Origin of the sequence: Anaerotalea alkaliphila (assembly GCF_010179735.1) — a bacterium.
Taxonomy (GTDB): domain Bacteria; phylum Bacillota; class Clostridia; order Lachnospirales; family Vallitaleaceae; genus Anaerotalea; species Anaerotalea alkaliphila.
On the sequence record NZ_JAAEEH010000001.1, the window covers coordinates 198,840 to 214,746 of the forward strand.

At 56.5% G+C, this 15,907-nt stretch carries 18 protein-coding genes; all 18 read left to right on the plus strand.

All coding sequences use genetic code 11. The annotated features are described in order from the left end of the window. Nucleotides 1-154 precede the first annotated feature (154 nt). The 18 genes from rimP to GXN74_RS01040 all read left to right on the plus strand — a co-directional run bounded on the left by rimP (nt 155) and on the right by GXN74_RS01040 (nt 15,766). Nucleotides 155-652, plus strand: coding sequence for a ribosome maturation factor RimP (gene rimP, locus GXN74_RS00960; RefSeq protein ID WP_162369035.1), 498 nt, complete (start codon nt 155-157; stop codon nt 650-652). A gap of 15 nt (nt 653-667) precedes the next feature. Next, nucleotides 668-1,819, plus strand: a complete 1,152-nt coding sequence (gene nusA, locus GXN74_RS00965; RefSeq protein WP_162369036.1) for a transcription termination factor NusA — start codon at nt 668-670, stop codon at nt 1,817-1,819. 17 nt (nt 1,820-1,836) lie between these two features. Beyond that, complete coding sequence (rnpM, locus tag GXN74_RS00970) at nt 1,837-2,103, plus strand: RNase P modulator RnpM (protein WP_162369037.1); 267 nt, start codon at nt 1,837-1,839, stop codon at nt 2,101-2,103. After that, nucleotides 2,087-2,410 (plus strand): L7Ae/L30e/S12e/Gadd45 family ribosomal protein, encoded by a 324-nt coding sequence (locus GXN74_RS00975; protein ID WP_246208533.1) that lies wholly within the window; start codon nt 2,087-2,089, stop codon nt 2,408-2,410. Before rnpM ends, GXN74_RS00975 begins: the two co-directional genes overlap by 17 nt. Then, nucleotides 2,398-5,277 carry a translation initiation factor IF-2 gene (gene infB, locus GXN74_RS00980; protein WP_162369038.1) on the plus strand — a complete coding sequence of 960 codons (2,880 nt, stop codon included), beginning with the start codon at nt 2,398-2,400 and terminating at the stop codon, nt 5,275-5,277. Before GXN74_RS00975 ends, infB begins: the two co-directional genes overlap by 13 nt. 33 nt (nt 5,278-5,310) lie before the next feature. Continuing rightward, on the plus strand, nt 5,311-5,691 hold the full coding sequence (gene rbfA, locus GXN74_RS00985; RefSeq protein ID WP_162369039.1) for a 30S ribosome-binding factor RbfA: 381 nt from the start codon (nt 5,311-5,313) through the stop codon (nt 5,689-5,691). Further along, the gene (locus GXN74_RS00990; RefSeq protein ID WP_162369040.1) at nt 5,688-6,653 is read left to right on the plus strand and encodes a DHH family phosphoesterase; all 966 of its coding nucleotides are present in this window, start codon (nt 5,688-5,690) and stop codon (nt 6,651-6,653) included. Before rbfA ends, GXN74_RS00990 begins: the two co-directional genes overlap by 4 nt. A gap of 3 nt (nt 6,654-6,656) precedes the next feature. Further along, the gene (gene truB / locus GXN74_RS00995; RefSeq protein WP_162369041.1) at nt 6,657-7,613 is read left to right on the plus strand and encodes a tRNA pseudouridine(55) synthase TruB; all 957 of its coding nucleotides are present in this window, start codon (nt 6,657-6,659) and stop codon (nt 7,611-7,613) included. A gap of 11 nt (nt 7,614-7,624) precedes the next feature. Further along, a complete protein-coding gene (locus GXN74_RS01000) occupies nt 7,625-8,560 on the plus strand; it encodes a bifunctional riboflavin kinase/FAD synthetase (protein WP_162369042.1) in 936 nt (311 codons plus the stop codon). Then, nucleotides 8,553-9,350: a radical SAM/SPASM domain-containing protein gene (locus GXN74_RS14355; RefSeq protein ID WP_246208534.1), complete on the plus strand. Its 798-nt coding sequence runs from the start codon at nt 8,553-8,555 to the stop codon at nt 9,348-9,350. Before GXN74_RS01000 ends, GXN74_RS14355 begins: the two co-directional genes overlap by 8 nt. Before the next feature lie 27 nt (nt 9,351-9,377). Continuing rightward, on the plus strand, nt 9,378-9,554 hold the full coding sequence (locus GXN74_RS14275) for a hypothetical protein (RefSeq protein WP_212505663.1): 177 nt from the start codon (nt 9,378-9,380) through the stop codon (nt 9,552-9,554). A 143-nt stretch (nt 9,555-9,697) separates the two neighbouring features. Further along, a complete protein-coding gene (gene rpsO / locus GXN74_RS01010; RefSeq protein ID WP_162369044.1) occupies nt 9,698-9,961 on the plus strand; it encodes a 30S ribosomal protein S15 in 264 nt (87 codons plus the stop codon). A gap of 165 nt (nt 9,962-10,126) precedes the next feature. Then, nucleotides 10,127-12,232, plus strand: coding sequence for a polyribonucleotide nucleotidyltransferase (locus GXN74_RS01015; protein ID WP_162369045.1), 2,106 nt, complete (start codon nt 10,127-10,129; stop codon nt 12,230-12,232). 93 nt (nt 12,233-12,325) lie between these two features. Next, nucleotides 12,326-12,778 (plus strand): dUTP diphosphatase, encoded by a 453-nt coding sequence (gene dut, locus GXN74_RS01020; RefSeq protein WP_162369046.1) that lies wholly within the window; start codon nt 12,326-12,328, stop codon nt 12,776-12,778. Continuing rightward, nucleotides 12,778-13,398 (plus strand): hypothetical protein, encoded by a 621-nt coding sequence (locus GXN74_RS01025; protein WP_162369047.1) that lies wholly within the window; start codon nt 12,778-12,780, stop codon nt 13,396-13,398. The genes dut and GXN74_RS01025 overlap by 1 nt, the downstream gene beginning before the upstream one ends. 26 nt (nt 13,399-13,424) lie before the next feature. Continuing rightward, nucleotides 13,425-14,387, plus strand: a complete 963-nt coding sequence (locus tag GXN74_RS01030; protein ID WP_162369048.1) for an RluA family pseudouridine synthase — start codon at nt 13,425-13,427, stop codon at nt 14,385-14,387. Further along, nucleotides 14,384-15,232, plus strand: a complete 849-nt coding sequence (locus tag GXN74_RS01035) for an epoxyqueuosine reductase (RefSeq protein ID WP_162369049.1) — start codon at nt 14,384-14,386, stop codon at nt 15,230-15,232. Before GXN74_RS01030 ends, GXN74_RS01035 begins: the two co-directional genes overlap by 4 nt. A 3-nt stretch (nt 15,233-15,235) precedes the next feature. Continuing rightward, complete coding sequence (locus GXN74_RS01040) at nt 15,236-15,766, plus strand: Holliday junction resolvase RecU (protein WP_162369050.1); 531 nt, start codon at nt 15,236-15,238, stop codon at nt 15,764-15,766. Nucleotides 15,767-15,907: the final 141 nt, after the last annotated feature.

Here is a 15,907-nt window from a genome sequence, read left to right on the forward strand (position 1 = left end):
GTTGTAATCTGCGTCTGCTTGTGGTATAATCATGCACAGGCAAAGAATCATCAGGGACGGAAAAGAAAGGAGTGGACAGTTGTCCACTCCTTGTATTTTGGAGTGGGAAATTGTGGATTTTCCACCCGGATGTCCGGAAAGGAGAAGACGACGGATGGGATTCAAGGAAGATATTGAAAAAATGGTGGAAACGATGGTGCAACCCATTGTAGACACACATCAGTTTGAATTGGTGGATGTTGCCTATGAAAAGGAGGCGGGAAACATGTTTCTCCGCATCTACATCGACAAGGAGGGCGGAATCACCGTGGACGATTGCGAAGTGGTCAGCCGGAGCCTGGAGATGAAGCTGGACGAGAAAGACCCCATCAAGGACCCCTACATACTGGAAGTAAGCTCTCCCGGACTGGACCGGCCCCTGAAGAAAGAGAAGGATTTTGCGAGAAGTGTGGGCAAGATGGTGGAGTTGAAACTCTACAAGCCCCTGGTTTCTGAAATTCCCCAGGTCAATGGCGAGAAAGCCCTTGTAGCCAAATTGGTGGGCTACGATGAGGATACGGTCACTTTGGCAGTGGAGAACAAGAAGAAGGAAGAGCACATCGTATTGAAGCGGTCGGAAATAGGCATGATCCGGCTGGCTGTCATATTTTAAGGAGGATTTTAGGAAATGAATGCTGATTTCATTCAAGCATTGGATCAGATTGAAAAAGAGAAGGGGATTGAAAAAGAGGTGCTGATCGAAGCCATCGAAAATTCCCTGATTACGGCGTGCAAGAACAATTTCGGACCCACGTCCATCATCAAGGTGTATATCGACAGGGACCAGGGAAGCGTCACCGTTTTCGCTGAGAAGGAAGTTGTGGAAGAGGTCGAGGACCCCCAGTCCCAGATTTCCCTGGAGGATGCGAAGGAATTGAATGTGCAGTATGAAATCGGTGACGTGGCCCAATTGGAAATCACTCCCAGGAATTTCGGACGCATTGCAGCCCAGAAGGCGAAGCAGGTGGTCGTGCAGAAAATCCGCGAGGCGGAAAGGGACGTGCTCTTCAACCAGTACATCTCGAAGGAAAAAGAGGTGGTCACCGGCATCGTCCAAAGGAAATCCAAGGACAACCTTGTGGTCAACCTGGGCAAGATCGATGCCATCATGGCAGAGAAGGAGCAGGTCAAGACGGAAACCTACCAGCCCAACGAACGGCTGAAGGTGTATGTGGTGGAAGTCAAGGACAGCACCAAAGGTCCCAAGGTCTATGTCTCCCGGACCCATCCGGATCTGGTGAAGCGCCTTTTCGAAAACGAGGTGCCCGAGGTCCACGACGGCATTGTGGAAATCAAGTCCATCAGCAGGGAGGCGGGATCCAGGACCAAGATTGCGGTCCATTCCAACAACCCACAGGTGGATCCGGTGGGTTCCTGCGTGGGACACAACGGTTCCAGGGTCTCCGTAATCGTCAACGAGCTGCGGGGAGAGAAGATCGACATCATCCCTTGGAGCGAAGACATGGCAAGCTACATATCCGCTGCCCTTAGCCCTTCCAAAGTAGTGCAGGTGGTGGTGAATGAAGAGGAGAAAAGCGCCAAGGTGGTGGTCCCGGACTACCAGTTGTCCCTGGCGATCGGCAAGGAAGGGCAGAACGCCCGGCTTGCGGCTAAACTGACCGGCTATCGGATCGACATCAAGAGCGAGAAACAGGCCAATGAAACAGGCTTCATCAGCGAGGAAGAGGCGGAGGGCAGCTTCCGGGCGGATTTGGAATATGACGAAAAGTACAAGAAGATGGACCTGGATAATCTTTTTGACGAGGACGACCTGAACTAGGGGTGGGAAGGATGGTCATGCAGAAAAGAAGTCCCTTGCGCAAGTGCATCGGGTGCGGAGCCATGAAGGACAAACGGGAAATGGTCCGTGTCGTCCGGTCTCCGGAAGGAGCCTTCTGTGTGGACAGGACAGGAAGGAAAAACGGGCGCGGCGCCTATGTCTGCAACGATCCAGCCTGTCTGGAGCGGGCGGTCAAAAGCAAAGGCCTGGAACGGTCTTTCAAGAGCCCCATACCCAAGGAAGTCTATGAACAATTGAAGAAGGAGTTTGAAGAGATTGGATAAAGCCTTGGCAATGCTTGGACTCTGCATGAAAGCAGGGAAATTGGTCTCCGGTGAGTTTTCCGCCATGGATGCCATCAAGAGCAGGAAAGCGTTTCTGACGGTCATGGCCAGTGACGCTTCGGAGAACACAAAAAAAAGGTTTCGCGACAAGTGCGCATATAGAGGGATACCCATCGTGGAATACGGAGACAAGGAAGCCTTGGGAAGAGCCGTCGGCAAGGAAGGCCGGGCGGTTCTGGCAATCCTGGAGGAAGGTTTTGCAACGAACATCTTACACATCATGGAGGTAAATGGATGTCAAAAATAAGAATACATGAATTGGCCAAGGAACTTGGCATAGACAATAAGGAATTGATCCATACCCTGACGGGATACGGCCTGGAAATCCAGAGTCATATGAATTCGGTGGACGAGCAGTATGTGGGGAAGGTGAGGCAGAAGTACGGAAAGACGGCTCCGGCAACGCCATCTGCACCGTCTGCGCCTCCGGCTCCGGCCAAAACCAGCCAGCAGGGTGAAACAAGGAGCCAGTCCACAGGACAAGGGGGCCAAAGTGCACAGGGCGGCCAACGTCCCGCAGGAAGCGGTTCCCAAAGCCAAGGCGGCCAACGTCCCGCAGGAAGCGGCTACCAGGGCCAAAGGCCCGCGGGAAGCGGTTCCCAAAGCCAAGGCGGACAGCGTCCCGCAGGAAGCGGCTACCAGGGCCAAAGGCCTGCGGGAAGCGGTTCCCAAAGCCAAGGCGGACAGCGTCCCGCAGGAAGCGGCTACCAGGGCCAGCGTCCCGCAGGCCAGGGCGGCTATCAGGGCCAAGGCGGACAGCGTCCCGCAGGAAGCGGCTACCAGGGACAGCGTCCCGCAGGCCAGGGCGGCTATCAGGGCCAGGGCGGCCAGCGTCCCGCAGGCACCGGCTACCAGGGGCAGCGTCCCACAGGCCAAGGCGGCTATCAGGGCCAGGGCGGCCAGCGCCCGGCAGGCACCGGCTACCAGGGCCAGGGCGGCCAGCGTCCCGCAGGCACCGGCTACCAGGGGCAGCGTCCCGCGGGCCAAGGCGGCCAGCGTCCCGCAGGCACCGGCTACCAGGGGCAGCGTCCCGCGGGCCAAGGCGGCCAGCGTCCCGCAGGCACCGGCTACCAGGGGCGTCCTGCCGGTGGAGGATACCAGGGCAAGGACAAGGACGGCGGAACGGACAGGCGCCCACAGGCGGGTGCCGCCAAGGAAAAGACCGGTTCGGCCAAACCCGGAAGCTCTTTGGGCCAAGGCAGATTCCTGAATTCCGGTGTGCAGCCGGGCAAGGCAAACGGAGCGGCCAAGAAGAAGGAGTTCGACAAAGGGGACAAGGAAGCGGCCAAGAACCGGACGACCCGCACGGGCAGAGGCCCCCAGAAGAGAAGCAAACAGCCCAAACCCCCGGTTGTGTTCGAGGAGAGGACCGTGCAGATTCCGGAGACCATCACCGTCAAGGAGTTTGCGGAAGTGTTGAAGTGCGCCATCTCCGATGTCGTGAAGAAACTGATGCAAAAGGGGATCATGGCAACCGCCACCCAGACCATCGATTTCGATACGGCAGTGGAAATAGGCTTGGAGTTCAAGGCCTTTGTAGAGCTGGAGCAGGAAGTGGAGATCCTGGACGCCTATTTCAATGAGGAGCCTGAAGATCCGGCCAATCTGAAGCCAAGGCCTCCTGTGGTGGTGGTCATGGGCCATGTCGACCACGGAAAGACTTCCCTGCTGGATGCGATCCGCAAGACCAACATCCAGGCTGGGGAACAGGGCGGAATCACCCAGCACATCGGGGCTTCCGTCGTCAAGATCAACGGAAAGAGCATTACCTTCCTGGACACTCCCGGCCATGAGGCCTTCACGGCCATGCGTCTGCGTGGAGCGATGGCAACGGACATCGCCATTCTGGTGGTGGCGGCGGATGACGGGGTCATGCCGCAGACAATCGAAGCCATCAACCATGCCAAGGCGGCAGGCGTGCAGATCATCATCGCCATCAACAAGATCGACAAGGAGGGAGCAAATCCCGAGCGTGTGAAGCAGGAGCTGATCGAGCACGGCCTGGTCGCAGAAGACTGGGGCGGGGACACCATCTGCGTGCCTGTATCCGCCATGACAAGGGAAGGCATCGACAACCTGTTGGAGATGGTCCTCTTGGTAGCGGAAGTGGAGGCATACACAGCCAATCCCAAGAAGCCGGCCAGGGGAACCATCGTGGAAGCCAAGCTGGACAAGGGAAAGGGGCCTGTGGCCACCGTGCTGATCCAGAAAGGGACCTTGCGTGTGGGAGACCCCATCATCGCAGGAACCTCTTGCGGAAGGGTCAGGGCCATGATCGATGACAAGGGAAGACCTCTGAAGGAAGCGGGACCATCCACGCCTGTGGAAATCCAAGGCATCGACGAGGTTCCGGTTGCCGGAGACGCATTCTTTGTGGCCAGGAGCGACAAGGAGGCAAGAACCATCGCCGACAAGATCAAAGCCCAGGGAAGGGTCAAGCTCATACAGAACACCCCCCAGAAAGTGACCTTGGACGACCTGTTCTCCCAGATCAAGGAAGGGGAAATGAAGGAGCTGAAGCTGATTGTAAAGGCAGATGTGCAGGGATCCGTGGAAGCGGTCCGCAGCAGCCTGGTCAAGCTGAGCAACGACGAAGTCGCCGTGAACATCATCCACGGGGGCGTGGGTGCCATCAACGAGTCGGATGTCATGCTCGCTTCCGCCTCCAACGCCATCATCATCGGTTTCAACGTGCGTCCGGAAGCCATGGCCACACAAAAGGCGGACAACGAAAACGTGGATATCCGTTTGTACAAGGTCATCTACAATGCCATCGAGGATATGGAAGCCGCCATGAAGGGGATGCTGGAACCCATTTTTGCGGAAAAGGTCACAGGCCATGTTGAAATCCGTCAAATCATCAAGGTTTCTGGCGTGGGCACCATCGGTGGAGCCTATGTCCTGGACGGCAAGATCGTACGGAACTCCAAGGTCCGTCTTCTGCGTGACCAGAAGGTCATCTATGAAGGACAACTGGGTTCCCTGAAGCGTTTCAAGGACGACGTGAAGGAAGTCAATGCCGGTTACGAGTGCGGTGTCATGTTGGACAAATACAACGACATCAAAGAAGGCGACATTGTGGAAGCCTATATTATGGAGGAGGTGCCCAGATAGGGTGCCGCTCCAGAATGCGAGGAGTGATGACCGATGAAGAAAATCAGCAACCGAATGATCCGAATCAATGAAGAAATGAAGCATGCCCTGGCAGACATCATACGGAATGAATTGAAGGACCCCAGGGTGGACAAGTTGACCTCGGTGTTGCGCGTGGAAACGACCCAAGACCTGTCCTATTGCAAGGTTTATGTAAGCCTCATCGGAGACGACGAGGCCCAGAAAGCCACATTGGAAGGCTTGAAAAGTTCCGCAGGCTTCATCCGGAAGGAACTGGCCAGGAGGGTCAACCTGAGGAACACGCCCCAGGTGCAGTTCTCCTTGGACCATTCCATCGAGTACGGGGTGCACATCTCCAAGCTGATCGATGATGTCAACAAGCCGACCCAGGAACAGGAACAGGAAAACACATGACTTTCCAAGAACTGCTGGCGGCGCTGGAACCCTTTGGGGGCATCTATCTGGCGGGACATGTGCATCCCGATGGGGATTGTGTGGGTTCTGCGGTAGGCCTTGCCGGGCTGTTGGAAAAGGCAGGCAAGCGGGCAAGGATCCTGATGCGGGAAATTCCGGGTACATTGGAATTCCTGTACCAGGAGCAACCGGGCCTGCTTCTGGAAGAGCCCGACGGGCCGGTGGAGGCGCTTGTGGTTTTGGATTCCGGTGATCCGGAGCGCCTGGGGGAATACGAGCCGTATTTCCATCAGGCAAAATGTACGGTCAACATCGACCACCATGCCAGCAACGCTTTTTTTGCGATGCACAACGTGGTGGACGAGCACGCCAGCTCCACCAGCGAGATGGTGTTCCGCATGCTGGAAGAGGGGGCGGGAGACTACCGTCTGCTGGACGACAGCACAGCCCAGGCGCTGTATACGGGAATCGTGTACGATACAGGAGCCTTCAAACACAGCAACACCGGCAGGAGGACCCATGAGGCGGCGGGAAGGCTGATCGAGTTCGAATTTCCGGCGACGGAAATCATCGACAGGATGTTCTATTACAAGAGCCTCCAAGCCATCCGCGTCCAGGGGGAAGCCATCCGGAATCTGCAGACCCACAGGGGGAACAGGATTGTCCTGTCCTATGTGACCCAATCCTTTTTGGACACATTGGGCGCGGAGAAGAAGGATGTGGAGGGGATCGTGCAGATCCTGAACGATATCGAGGGCACAGACTGCGCCATCTTCCTTTACGGCTTGGGGGACCAGCTTTACAAGGCCAGCCTCCGGTCCAAGGGTAGGGTGGACGTCTGTGCCGTCGCCTCCGGTTTTGGAGGCGGGGGACATAAGAAAGCTGCCGGCTGCACAATGCAGGGGCCCTTGGAGGAGTCCATCAGGTCCCTGCTGCAGGCGGTCGGAGGACAATTGGAGTAGAGGATGCACGACGGAATAATCAACATATACAAGGAAAAGGGGTTCACCTCCTTTGATGTGGTGGCAATCCTGAGAAGGAAGTTCGGCACCCGGAAGGTGGGCCATACAGGAACGCTGGACCCTGAAGCGGAGGGGGTCCTGCCCGTTTGTCTGGGCAAGGCTACGAAAGCTGTAGAGTATCTGGTAGAGAAGGACAAGACGTACCGGGCCACAATGGTCCTGGGCACAGTCACCGACACCCAGGACCACACGGGACGCATCCTGCGGGAATCCCCCGTTGCGGTGGAACCTGCCCAAGTGGAACAGGTGCTGGGGGAGTTTGTGGGGAACATCCTCCAGGTGCCGCCCATGTATTCTGCTCTGAAGGTCCAAGGCCAGAAGCTTTGCGATCTGGCCCGGAAGGGAAGGGAAGTGGAACGGAAACCCAGGGAAACGACGATTCATAGCATCAGCGACATCCATTGGGATTCCCCCCGGGAAGTGTCCTTCACCGTGGACTGCTCCAAGGGGACCTATATCCGCACTTTGTGCCATGATGCAGGGGAACGGCTGGGGTGCGGCGCCCATATGGGCGCCTTGGTGCGGACCAGGTCGGGAGACTGGAAAATCCAGGACAGCATACCCTTGTCCGCAATCCTGGACAAGGAAGCCTGGGAGGAACAGAACCCGGAGGGCGTCTCCCATGCCGCCTATCTGGACAGTCTGCTCACGCCGGTGGACCGGGTCTTTCCTATGGAATCCCTCCATGTGGAGGACATCCATGCAAAACAGTTGATGAACGGCAATGCCTTGGCGTGGGAAATCTGCGGATTGTCCACAGCGCCGGAGGAAGGTGTGCGTTTCAAAATATATAAAAAGTCGACGGGTTTGGAAAAAGAGGCGTTCATAGGGATTTACAAGGTTGTCCTCCGGGACGGCCATAGGATCCTCAAACCCGAGAAACTCTTTTTTTTAGGATAGGAGCGTGACCTATGGAAATCATAAAAGGCAATCTGACCTTTGTCCTGGAGCATCCCACCGCAGTGGTGCTGGGGAATTTCGACGGCATACACAAGGGGCATCTGGAGCTTCTGCGCAAGGCCATGGAATTTGCCGGACAGGAGCGGTTGAAGTCCACCTTCTTCACCTTCGAACCACATCCAAGCTTTGTCCTGGCGCACAAGGAACAGGTGGACCTGATCTATACCGCACAGGAAAAGATGAAGGTTGTGGAGGAATTGGGGATGGACTATTATGTGGAATTCCCTTTCAACGAGGAAGTGGCGTCCATGGAGGCCCAGGTGTTCGTTGAAAAGGTTCTCGTAGAACAGGTCAAGGCACGCTGCATCGTCGTGGGAGCGGATTACCGTTTCGGCAGAAGACGCATGGGGGACGTCCATATGCTGGAGGAATTGTCCCGGAAACATGGGTACACCCTTGTGGTGATGGAGAAGCTGGCGGACCATGAACGGGAAATCAGCAGCACACTCCTGCGGCAGGCCATCAGGGAAGGGGACATCATCCTGGCCAACGAACTGATGGGAAGGCCTTACTTTGTCCGGGGAGACGTGCGAACCGGGATGCGGATCGGCAGGACCATCGGCATCCCTACGGCAAACCTGATTCCCCCCCGGGAAAAACTCCTGCCACCCTATGGGGTGTACCATACGGAGGTGACCGTGGATGGTGTGATGTACCAAGGCCTTACGAACATCGGAACCAACCCCACGGTGGGGGGGGAAGGGATCAAGGTGGAAACCTTCCTTCTGGATTTCGAAGGGGACCTATACGGGAAGACCTTGGATCTGGAGTTCCTTGAATACCTCCGCCCGGAAGTCAAGTTTACCGGCCTGGCTGCCATGCGGACCCAGATAGGCAAGGACATCGACTACGTCATAGGCAAGGTCCGTGGGTCCGGCCATGCCTGACCGGAAGCGCTTCAAGAAAATATACGTGGAAATCACCAATATCTGCAATCTGGATTGCGCCTTCTGTCCCCAGACCGGGAGGCAGGAGGCGTTCATGGATTTGGCATCCTTTAGCCAGGTGGCAGAGCAGGTGAAGCCATTCACCGACCGCATCCTTCTGCATGTGATGGGGGAACCCCTGCTCCACCCGGACCTGGAGGGCATCCTGGAAGTCTGCAGGGAAAAGGGCCTGGAAGTGGAAATCACCACCAACGGCACGCTGCTTGGAACCGCGGGGATGCTGCTGCCGGGGCATCCCGCCGTCACCAGGGTGAACGTCTCCCTCCACAGCATGGAAGAAAACGGCGACACGGACCACTACCACAGCTACATCCGGCCCGTAGCCGCATTCCTGGAAAAGGCGTTTATGGAGGGAAGCCCCTCCGTTTGCTTGCGGTTTTGGAACGGAACTGGAGAAAGGCGGGAGACAAAAGTGCTGATGCCGGGAGTGCTTCTTCAATACGACACGCCCTTTGTCTGGCCCGTGGACGCCGAAGGTTCCTCCACCGCACCCATCCGGTGCTTCGGACTCCGGGACCATCTGGGGATCCTGGTGGACGGAAGCGTGGTCCCCTGTTGCCTGGACAGTGAAGGGATCCTGGCGCTTGGGAATCTGAAGGAACAACCGTTGGCGGGGATTCTGGATGCGGTGCACACCAGGAAGGCCTACAGGGACATCTGCAACAGGAAACCGATAGGAGAATTGTGCACCCACTGCAATTTCCACCGCAGGAGAGGAAGCCAGGGTTAGGGTGCCTGCCTGAAAGGGGGATCTGACATGGGGAATCAAAAGTGTTGCGGAAAATACAGGAAAAAAGGCAAGATGTGCGGCTCCTGCCCTCTACGGAAGAAGCTGGACAAGGAACAGATCAGGACCCTTCTGAAAAAGGGGCCCAAGCTGAAGGAAAAGGACGGGGGCAAAAAGAAAAAGGGGAAGAAGCACAAGAAAGAGTAGGGAAAACAATTTACAAAAGGATGGACCTATGGTAGAATTGTAAATTGGAAACAGCCGTTGCCCGGACTGAAGGAGACTCCGACCCAGCCTTGGCAACAGGCCTAGTAGCAGGCGCAGCCTGAAGAATACATGGAGGTAAGAAAATGGATCCAGTAATGAAGAAGGAAATCATCGAGAAATTCGGCAGAGGTGAAGGCGACACAGGTTCACCGGAAGTCCAGATCGCGCTGTTGACCGCAAGGATCAACATGCTGAACGGACACCTGCAGACACACAAAAAGGACCACCACTCCAGAAGAGGACTTCTGAAGATGGTAGGTGCGAGAAGAGGCTTGTTGAAATATCTGCAGTCCAAAGACGTTGCAAGATATCGTGCATTGATCCAGGAGCTTGGATTGAGAAAATAGGCATCAAACAAAAGGGCGGAGACAATCCGCTCTATTGTTTATCAAAAAACAGGTAAAGCAGCCGGTATAATAACAATTAGTCCTTAGCATGGGCTTTTCAAAAAGGCCGTTTGGAAGGCGGATGCTAATGGCTAATTATGCCGGAGTGCAAGGAAAGGAGAACAGATGTCAAGAATCTATTCAATGGAACTGGCGGGACGCACCTTGAGCGTCGAAATCGGGAAATTGGCCGAGCAGGCCAACGGCGCCGCATTGGTGAAATATGGGGATACGGTGGTGCTCTCCACGGCAACCGCATCCAGCAAGCCAAGGGAGGGGATCGATTTCTTTCCCTTGAGCGTGGATTATGAAGAAAGGCTGTATTCCGTCGGGAAAATTCCCGGAGGCTTCATCAAGAGGGAAGGCAGGGCCAGCGAAAACGCGGTCCTGACCTCCAGGGTCATCGACAGGCCCATCAGGCCCCTGTTCCCCAAGGATTACAGGAACGATTGCGCCGTGGTGAACACCGTCATGTGTGTGGACCAGGATGCGCAGCCTGAATTCGCCGCCATGGTCGGAAGTTCGGTTGCGCTGGCAATTTCCGACATCCCCTTTGAAGGTCCCATCGGATCGGTTTTCATCGGACTTGTGGATGGAGAGCTGGTGGTCAATCCGACCAGTGAAGAGCGGGACAAGACGGACATGACCGTCATCGTCGCCTCCACCCTGGAGAAGGTGGTCATGATCGAGGCTGCCGCCAACGAAGTCGGTGACGAAACCATGCTGCAGGCAATCCGGAAGGCCCATGAAATCAACAGGACCATCGTAGAGTGGATCAACGGAATCGTTGCAAAGGAAGGGAAGCCGAAGCATACCTACCAGACTTCTTCTGTGCCGGAAGAGCTCCTGGGGGCGGTGAGGGCCCACATCACAGACGACCGCATGGAAGCGGCCGTGTTCACGGACATCCGGCAGGAGCGGGATGTGCGGATGGCAGCCATCCATGCGGAACTGAAGGAGAAGTTCGAGGAAGGGAATCCGGAATGGATCCCTTGGATCGGGGAAGCCCTTTACCAGTATGAGAAGAAGACGGTCCGGAAGATGATCCTGAAGGACCACAAGCGTCCGGATGGCAGGGAACTGGATGAAATCCGCAAGCTCAGCGCCGAAGTGGACATCCTACCCAGGACCCATGGTTCCGCATTGTTCAGCAGAGGCCAGACCCAGGTGCTCACCATCACCACCCTGGGCGCGTTGGGAGAGATGCAGCGGCTGGACGGCTTGGACGAGCTGGAGACAAGCAAGCGGTACATCCACCACTACAATTTCCCGCCCTATTCCGTAGGGGAAGTCCGGCCCATGCGCGGCCCCGGAAGAAGGGAAATCGGCCATGGAGCCCTTGCGGAAAAAGCCCTGATTCCCGTGCTTCCCGACGAGGAGACTTTCCCTTATGCCATCCGTACGGTCTCGGAGGTCGTAAGCTCCAACGGATCCACTTCCCAGGGGAGCATCTGCGCAAGCTCCATGTCCCTCATGGCGGCGGGCGTCCCGCTGAAAGCCCCGGTGGCAGGCATATCCTGTGGATTGGTGACGGGAGACAGCGACGACGACTACATCCTGCTGACGGACATACAGGGACTGGAAGACTTCTTTGGCGACATGGACTTCAAAGTTGCCGGAACCCACAAGGGCATCACCGCAATCCAGATGGACATCAAAATCAAGGGGCTGACCTTTGAGATCATAGAGAAATCCATCCACCAGACCCACAAGGCAAGGCTTTACATCCTAGATGAAGTCATGGCTCCAGCCATTGCCAAGGGAAGGGACGAAATCTCCCCCTATGCGCCCCAGATCGTGCAGATCATGGTGGATCCGGAGAAGATTTCCGAAATCATCGGCCCCCGTGGCAAGACGATCAACAGGATCATTGACGAGACCGGAGTGAAGATCGACATCGAAGACGACGGAAGGGTGTTCATTTGCGGTTCAGACAGAAATGGCGTGGACAAGGCGATCCGCATCATCGAGACCATCGGCAAGGAAATCGAGGTCGGAGCCATCTATACGGGCAAGGTTGTCCGCATCATGAACTTCGGCGCATTTGTGGAACTTGCTCCCGGCAAGGATGGTCTGGTGCATATTTCCAAGCTCGCCAAAGAGCGGGTGAACAAGGTGGAGGATGTGGTGAACATCGGAGACGAGATTGTCGTCAAAGTCACAGAGATCGACCAGCAAGGCAGAATCAACCTCTCCAGGAAAGCGGTTCTGGAAGGATCCGATTCCAACTAAACACCATCCCGGGACAAACAACAGACGTTTTTCCGCCGCAACCCAAAGGTTGCTGCGGAAAAACGTTTTTCTATAAGGAAAGGAAGGAACGGCATGCAAAGAATAAGAGTGGACATCCAACAGACACCAGAGGGGAAGGACCTTGCCCTGCCATCCTATCAGACACTCCATTCGGCGGGAATGGATCTCTACGCCTGTGTGGACGGGCCGTTGGTCTTGAAAGCAGGAGAAATCCTTCTGGTGCCCACCGGCATCAAGATCGCCCTACCGGAAGGATATGAGGCGCAGATCAGGCCAAGGAGCGGGCTGGCTTTCAAGCACGGAATCTCCATGGTGAACAGTCCTGGAACCATCGATGCGGATTACCGCGGAGAAATAAAGGTGATCATGATCAACCACGGCAAAGAGGACTTCACCATCAACCGGGGGGAAAGGATAGCCCAAATGGTCTTGAACCAGGTTGCGCAAGCCCAGTGGAACCCGGTCGACACACTGGACGAGACGGAGCGCGGCGGCAACGGGTTCGGGCATACGGGGGTGCGCTGATGGAAATAAAACAACGCGGAGACTTCGGTTACATGGAGGGTGAAAAAAGGAAAAAGCTCCACCAGTCCTTGCTTTTCACCGCCCTGTTCATGGGGGCCTACCTGGTGGGGCATGTGACTACAGGATCCAGGGCAAATGCCATGACACTGGCTTCCGCCCTCCTGATCCTGCCGGCGGCCCAGTACTTCACCAGATACCTGCTGTTCACACGCTACCGCCCCGGCACCCGGGAACAGTTTGGACGCGTGGAGGGTCTGGCGGAAGGCGCGGCCCTGCTGTGCGACATGATCATGGTGCGGAACAAGCAGACGGTGTTCTTCCAGTACATTCTGGTCAACGACCGGGTGCTCGTAGGTGTGATCGAACCCCACAAGAGCGAAAGGCCCAGCAACAATCCCATGGCAAAGGCCAAAGCGACGGCTGCGGAACGGAAAGCGGCGGCAGCCGGCATCCTGGAAAAAATACTGCAGGTCCGGGGAATCAAGATGGAGATTCTGGTCCTCGACAGTCTGGAGGAGGCACTGGCTGTCCTGGGGGAGATGGGGCCCGGAAAACTGCAGCCCGTGGACCGGACCATGATGGAACGGAATGCGGAAATCTTGCTGGACAACTGCGTGTAGCTGTTCCCAAAGGAAAAGGAGTTCCCATGGAAAGCTTTAGAATCGGAAGAGAAGAGGCAAATCAACGGGTGGACAAGATAGTGATGAAGATTTTGGACAAGGCCCCAAAAGCCTTCATCTACAAGATGTTCCGGAAAAAGAACATCCTTCTGAACGGAAAGCGGATTTCAGGTCAGGAAATCGGCGCAGAGGGAGACGAAATCGAAATCTACTTCACAAAGGAAACCTTCCGGACCTTTTCAAGCCCAAGGCTCCCAAGGGGGCCCAAATCCAAATCCGCTCCACACCTGGAGGTCCTCTATGAAGACGAACACCTGCTGGTCTGCAACAAGCCGGTAGGGATCCTTTCCCAGCCGGGTCCGGAAACTCCTGGTGAGGAAAGTCTGGTGGAGATGATCGAGGACCATGTGGGTGCCCGAGGCTTCTTCAAACCCGGGATATGCAACCGGTTGGACCGGAACACCAGTGGCGTGGTGGTGGCGGGGAAGGATGTGCGGACCTTGCAGGCGCTGAACCTTGCGGTGAAGGAGCACAGGGTTGAAAAACTTTACCATTGCCTGGTGGAGGGGGTCTTCCAGGATAGGGAGAAGGTCCTGGTTTCCTACTGGACGAAGGACCACAGCAACAATAGGGCGAAAATCCACAGCCAACCACCGAAGGAAGCCTATGAGCTGGTGGAAATCCGCATCCAACTGCTCAAGGCGGGCCCCGGCCACAGCCTCCTGGAGGTGGACCTGCGCACCGGGAAAAGCCACCAGATCCGGGCGCAGCTGGCCAGCATCGGACATCCGGTGGTGGGGGACTTCAAGTATGGCAGCCGCTCCTCCAACCATCGGCTGAAGGAGCGGTACGGGGTCGGAAGCCAGCTGCTGCATGCCAGGACCTACGCGTTCAGAGGGCTGGAGGGGGAGCTGGAGCCGCTGGACGGCAAAACATTCACGGCACCCTATCCGGAAATGTTTGAAAGGATGATGGGCCTTCTGTTATGAACAAGATGGAATGGATAATAAAAAAGGCGAAAGAGCTGGAACTGGATGCCTTGGGCTTCTGCCATCCAGGCCCTCTTTTGGAAAGGTATCCGGTGGACTTCCCCGATGCGAAAGCTTGCCTGGGCGTGCTGGAGAGCTACCGGGTGGAGGAATCCCCCCGTCCGGAGACGGGAGCTTGGGGCAGGATCAGCCCTTCCGCCATATTCGCCGACTACCACAGGCTTGTCCTGGAGAAAACGGAGAAGATGGGGGCTGCCATGGAGGAAGAATGGGGCTGCGCCACCCGTTCCTACTGCGACCGGGGTCCCCTGCCGGATAGGGCTGTCGCCAAATTGTGCGGACTTGGACAGATCGGCAGGAACACGTTCCTCATCAACGAGCGGTTCGGGACGCGGACCTACATCGGCTATCTGCTGACAGACCTGGACTTGGGACTAAAGGAGAGCGTTCCGGAGGGAAATGATGTCTGCGGTTCCTGCAACCGGTGCGTGGAGCACTGCCCCACGGGGGCGTTGACCGGAGACGGCGGCATCCGAAGGGAACGTTGCGTTTCCGCCCTGACCCAGGCGAAGGAGCTGGAGCAGCCTTGGATGGAAAAGGCTCTCGGCGTGCAGATATACGGGTGCGACATCTGCCAGGCCGGCTGCCCCCACAACAGGCTAAGCGGCAGCCGCAACCGGTTCCATCCCCCAATGGTTTCCCAGTGGGTGGACCTGGAAGCGCTGTTGGCCATGGGGAACAGGGAATTCAAGGACACCTATGGGCGCTCCAGTGCCGGGTGGATCGGCAGGAAGCGGTTCCAGAGGAATGCCCGGATCGCGGTGGCAAACCAGGAAAAGAGGTAGAGCATGGGCTTTTGGAGAACCAGGGGCCTGCGAGGCTCCGCATTGGAGGAATTGGTCAACCATACCAATGACAAGTACAGGGAACGGGGATTGGCCCTGGTGCAGAAGGTCCCCACGCCCATAAAGCCGGTGGAGTTGGATCCGGCCAACGGCAACATCCGCCTGGCTTTTTTCGAGCAGAGGAGTACGGTGGACTACATCGGCGTGGTCCAGGGGGTGCCCATCTGTTTCGATGCGAAGGAGACGAACAAGGAAAGGTTCCCCCTCCAGAACATCCACGAGCACCAGCTGCGCTTCATGGAGGACTTCGAGCGGCAGGAGGGGGTGGCGTTCCTGCTGGTCAACTTCACCCAGCACCAGGAATTCTATTTCCTGCCCTTCGGACAGCTGAAGGAATCCTGGGACCTGGCCCTGCAGGGAGGAAGGAAATCCATACCTTACCGGGACTTCAAGAAGGCGTTTCCGGTTTATGGAAAGGACGGTTACCTTGTCCACTACCTGGAGGGGCTGGCGGCCTATCTGGAACAAAAATGAATGGATGGTTTCCATGTCAAGCGTTTTTGAAAATGTCCCGAAAAACTTATAACATAGGCACCAGCTATTGCTGGTGCTTTTTTGGTCTTGGGCGTGATGCAAGGGAGCGGCATTTATTCCACGGACCTGTTTACAGCGAGC

What these genes read in the sequence shown, in the direction of transcription:
- rimP (WP_162369035.1), top strand. Translation starts at nt 155, where the DNA reads ATGGGATTCAAGGAAGATATTGAAAAAATGGTGGAAACGATGGTGCAA.
- nusA (WP_162369036.1), top strand. Translation starts at nt 668, where the DNA reads ATGAATGCTGATTTCATTCAAGCATTGGATCAGATTGAAAAAGAGAAG.
- rnpM (WP_162369037.1), top strand. Translation starts at nt 1,837, where the DNA reads ATGCAGAAAAGAAGTCCCTTGCGCAAGTGCATCGGGTGCGGAGCCATG.
- infB (WP_162369038.1), top strand. Translation starts at nt 2,398, where the DNA reads ATGTCAAAAATAAGAATACATGAATTGGCCAAGGAACTTGGCATAGAC.
- rbfA (WP_162369039.1), top strand. Translation starts at nt 5,311, where the DNA reads ATGAAGAAAATCAGCAACCGAATGATCCGAATCAATGAAGAAATGAAG.
- GXN74_RS00990 (WP_162369040.1), top strand. Translation starts at nt 5,688, where the DNA reads ATGACTTTCCAAGAACTGCTGGCGGCGCTGGAACCCTTTGGGGGCATC.
- truB (WP_162369041.1), top strand. Translation starts at nt 6,657, where the DNA reads ATGCACGACGGAATAATCAACATATACAAGGAAAAGGGGTTCACCTCC.
- GXN74_RS01000 (WP_162369042.1), top strand. Translation starts at nt 7,625, where the DNA reads ATGGAAATCATAAAAGGCAATCTGACCTTTGTCCTGGAGCATCCCACC.
- GXN74_RS14355 (WP_246208534.1), top strand. Translation starts at nt 8,553, where the DNA reads ATGCCTGACCGGAAGCGCTTCAAGAAAATATACGTGGAAATCACCAAT.
- GXN74_RS14275 (WP_212505663.1), top strand. Translation starts at nt 9,378, where the DNA reads ATGGGGAATCAAAAGTGTTGCGGAAAATACAGGAAAAAAGGCAAGATG.
- rpsO (WP_162369044.1), top strand. Translation starts at nt 9,698, where the DNA reads ATGGATCCAGTAATGAAGAAGGAAATCATCGAGAAATTCGGCAGAGGT.
- GXN74_RS01015 (WP_162369045.1), top strand. Translation starts at nt 10,127, where the DNA reads ATGTCAAGAATCTATTCAATGGAACTGGCGGGACGCACCTTGAGCGTC.
- dut (WP_162369046.1), top strand. Translation starts at nt 12,326, where the DNA reads ATGCAAAGAATAAGAGTGGACATCCAACAGACACCAGAGGGGAAGGAC.
- GXN74_RS01025 (WP_162369047.1), top strand. Translation starts at nt 12,778, where the DNA reads ATGGAAATAAAACAACGCGGAGACTTCGGTTACATGGAGGGTGAAAAA.
- GXN74_RS01030 (WP_162369048.1), top strand. Translation starts at nt 13,425, where the DNA reads ATGGAAAGCTTTAGAATCGGAAGAGAAGAGGCAAATCAACGGGTGGAC.
- GXN74_RS01035 (WP_162369049.1), top strand. Translation starts at nt 14,384, where the DNA reads ATGAACAAGATGGAATGGATAATAAAAAAGGCGAAAGAGCTGGAACTG.
- GXN74_RS01040 (WP_162369050.1), top strand. Translation starts at nt 15,236, where the DNA reads ATGGGCTTTTGGAGAACCAGGGGCCTGCGAGGCTCCGCATTGGAGGAA.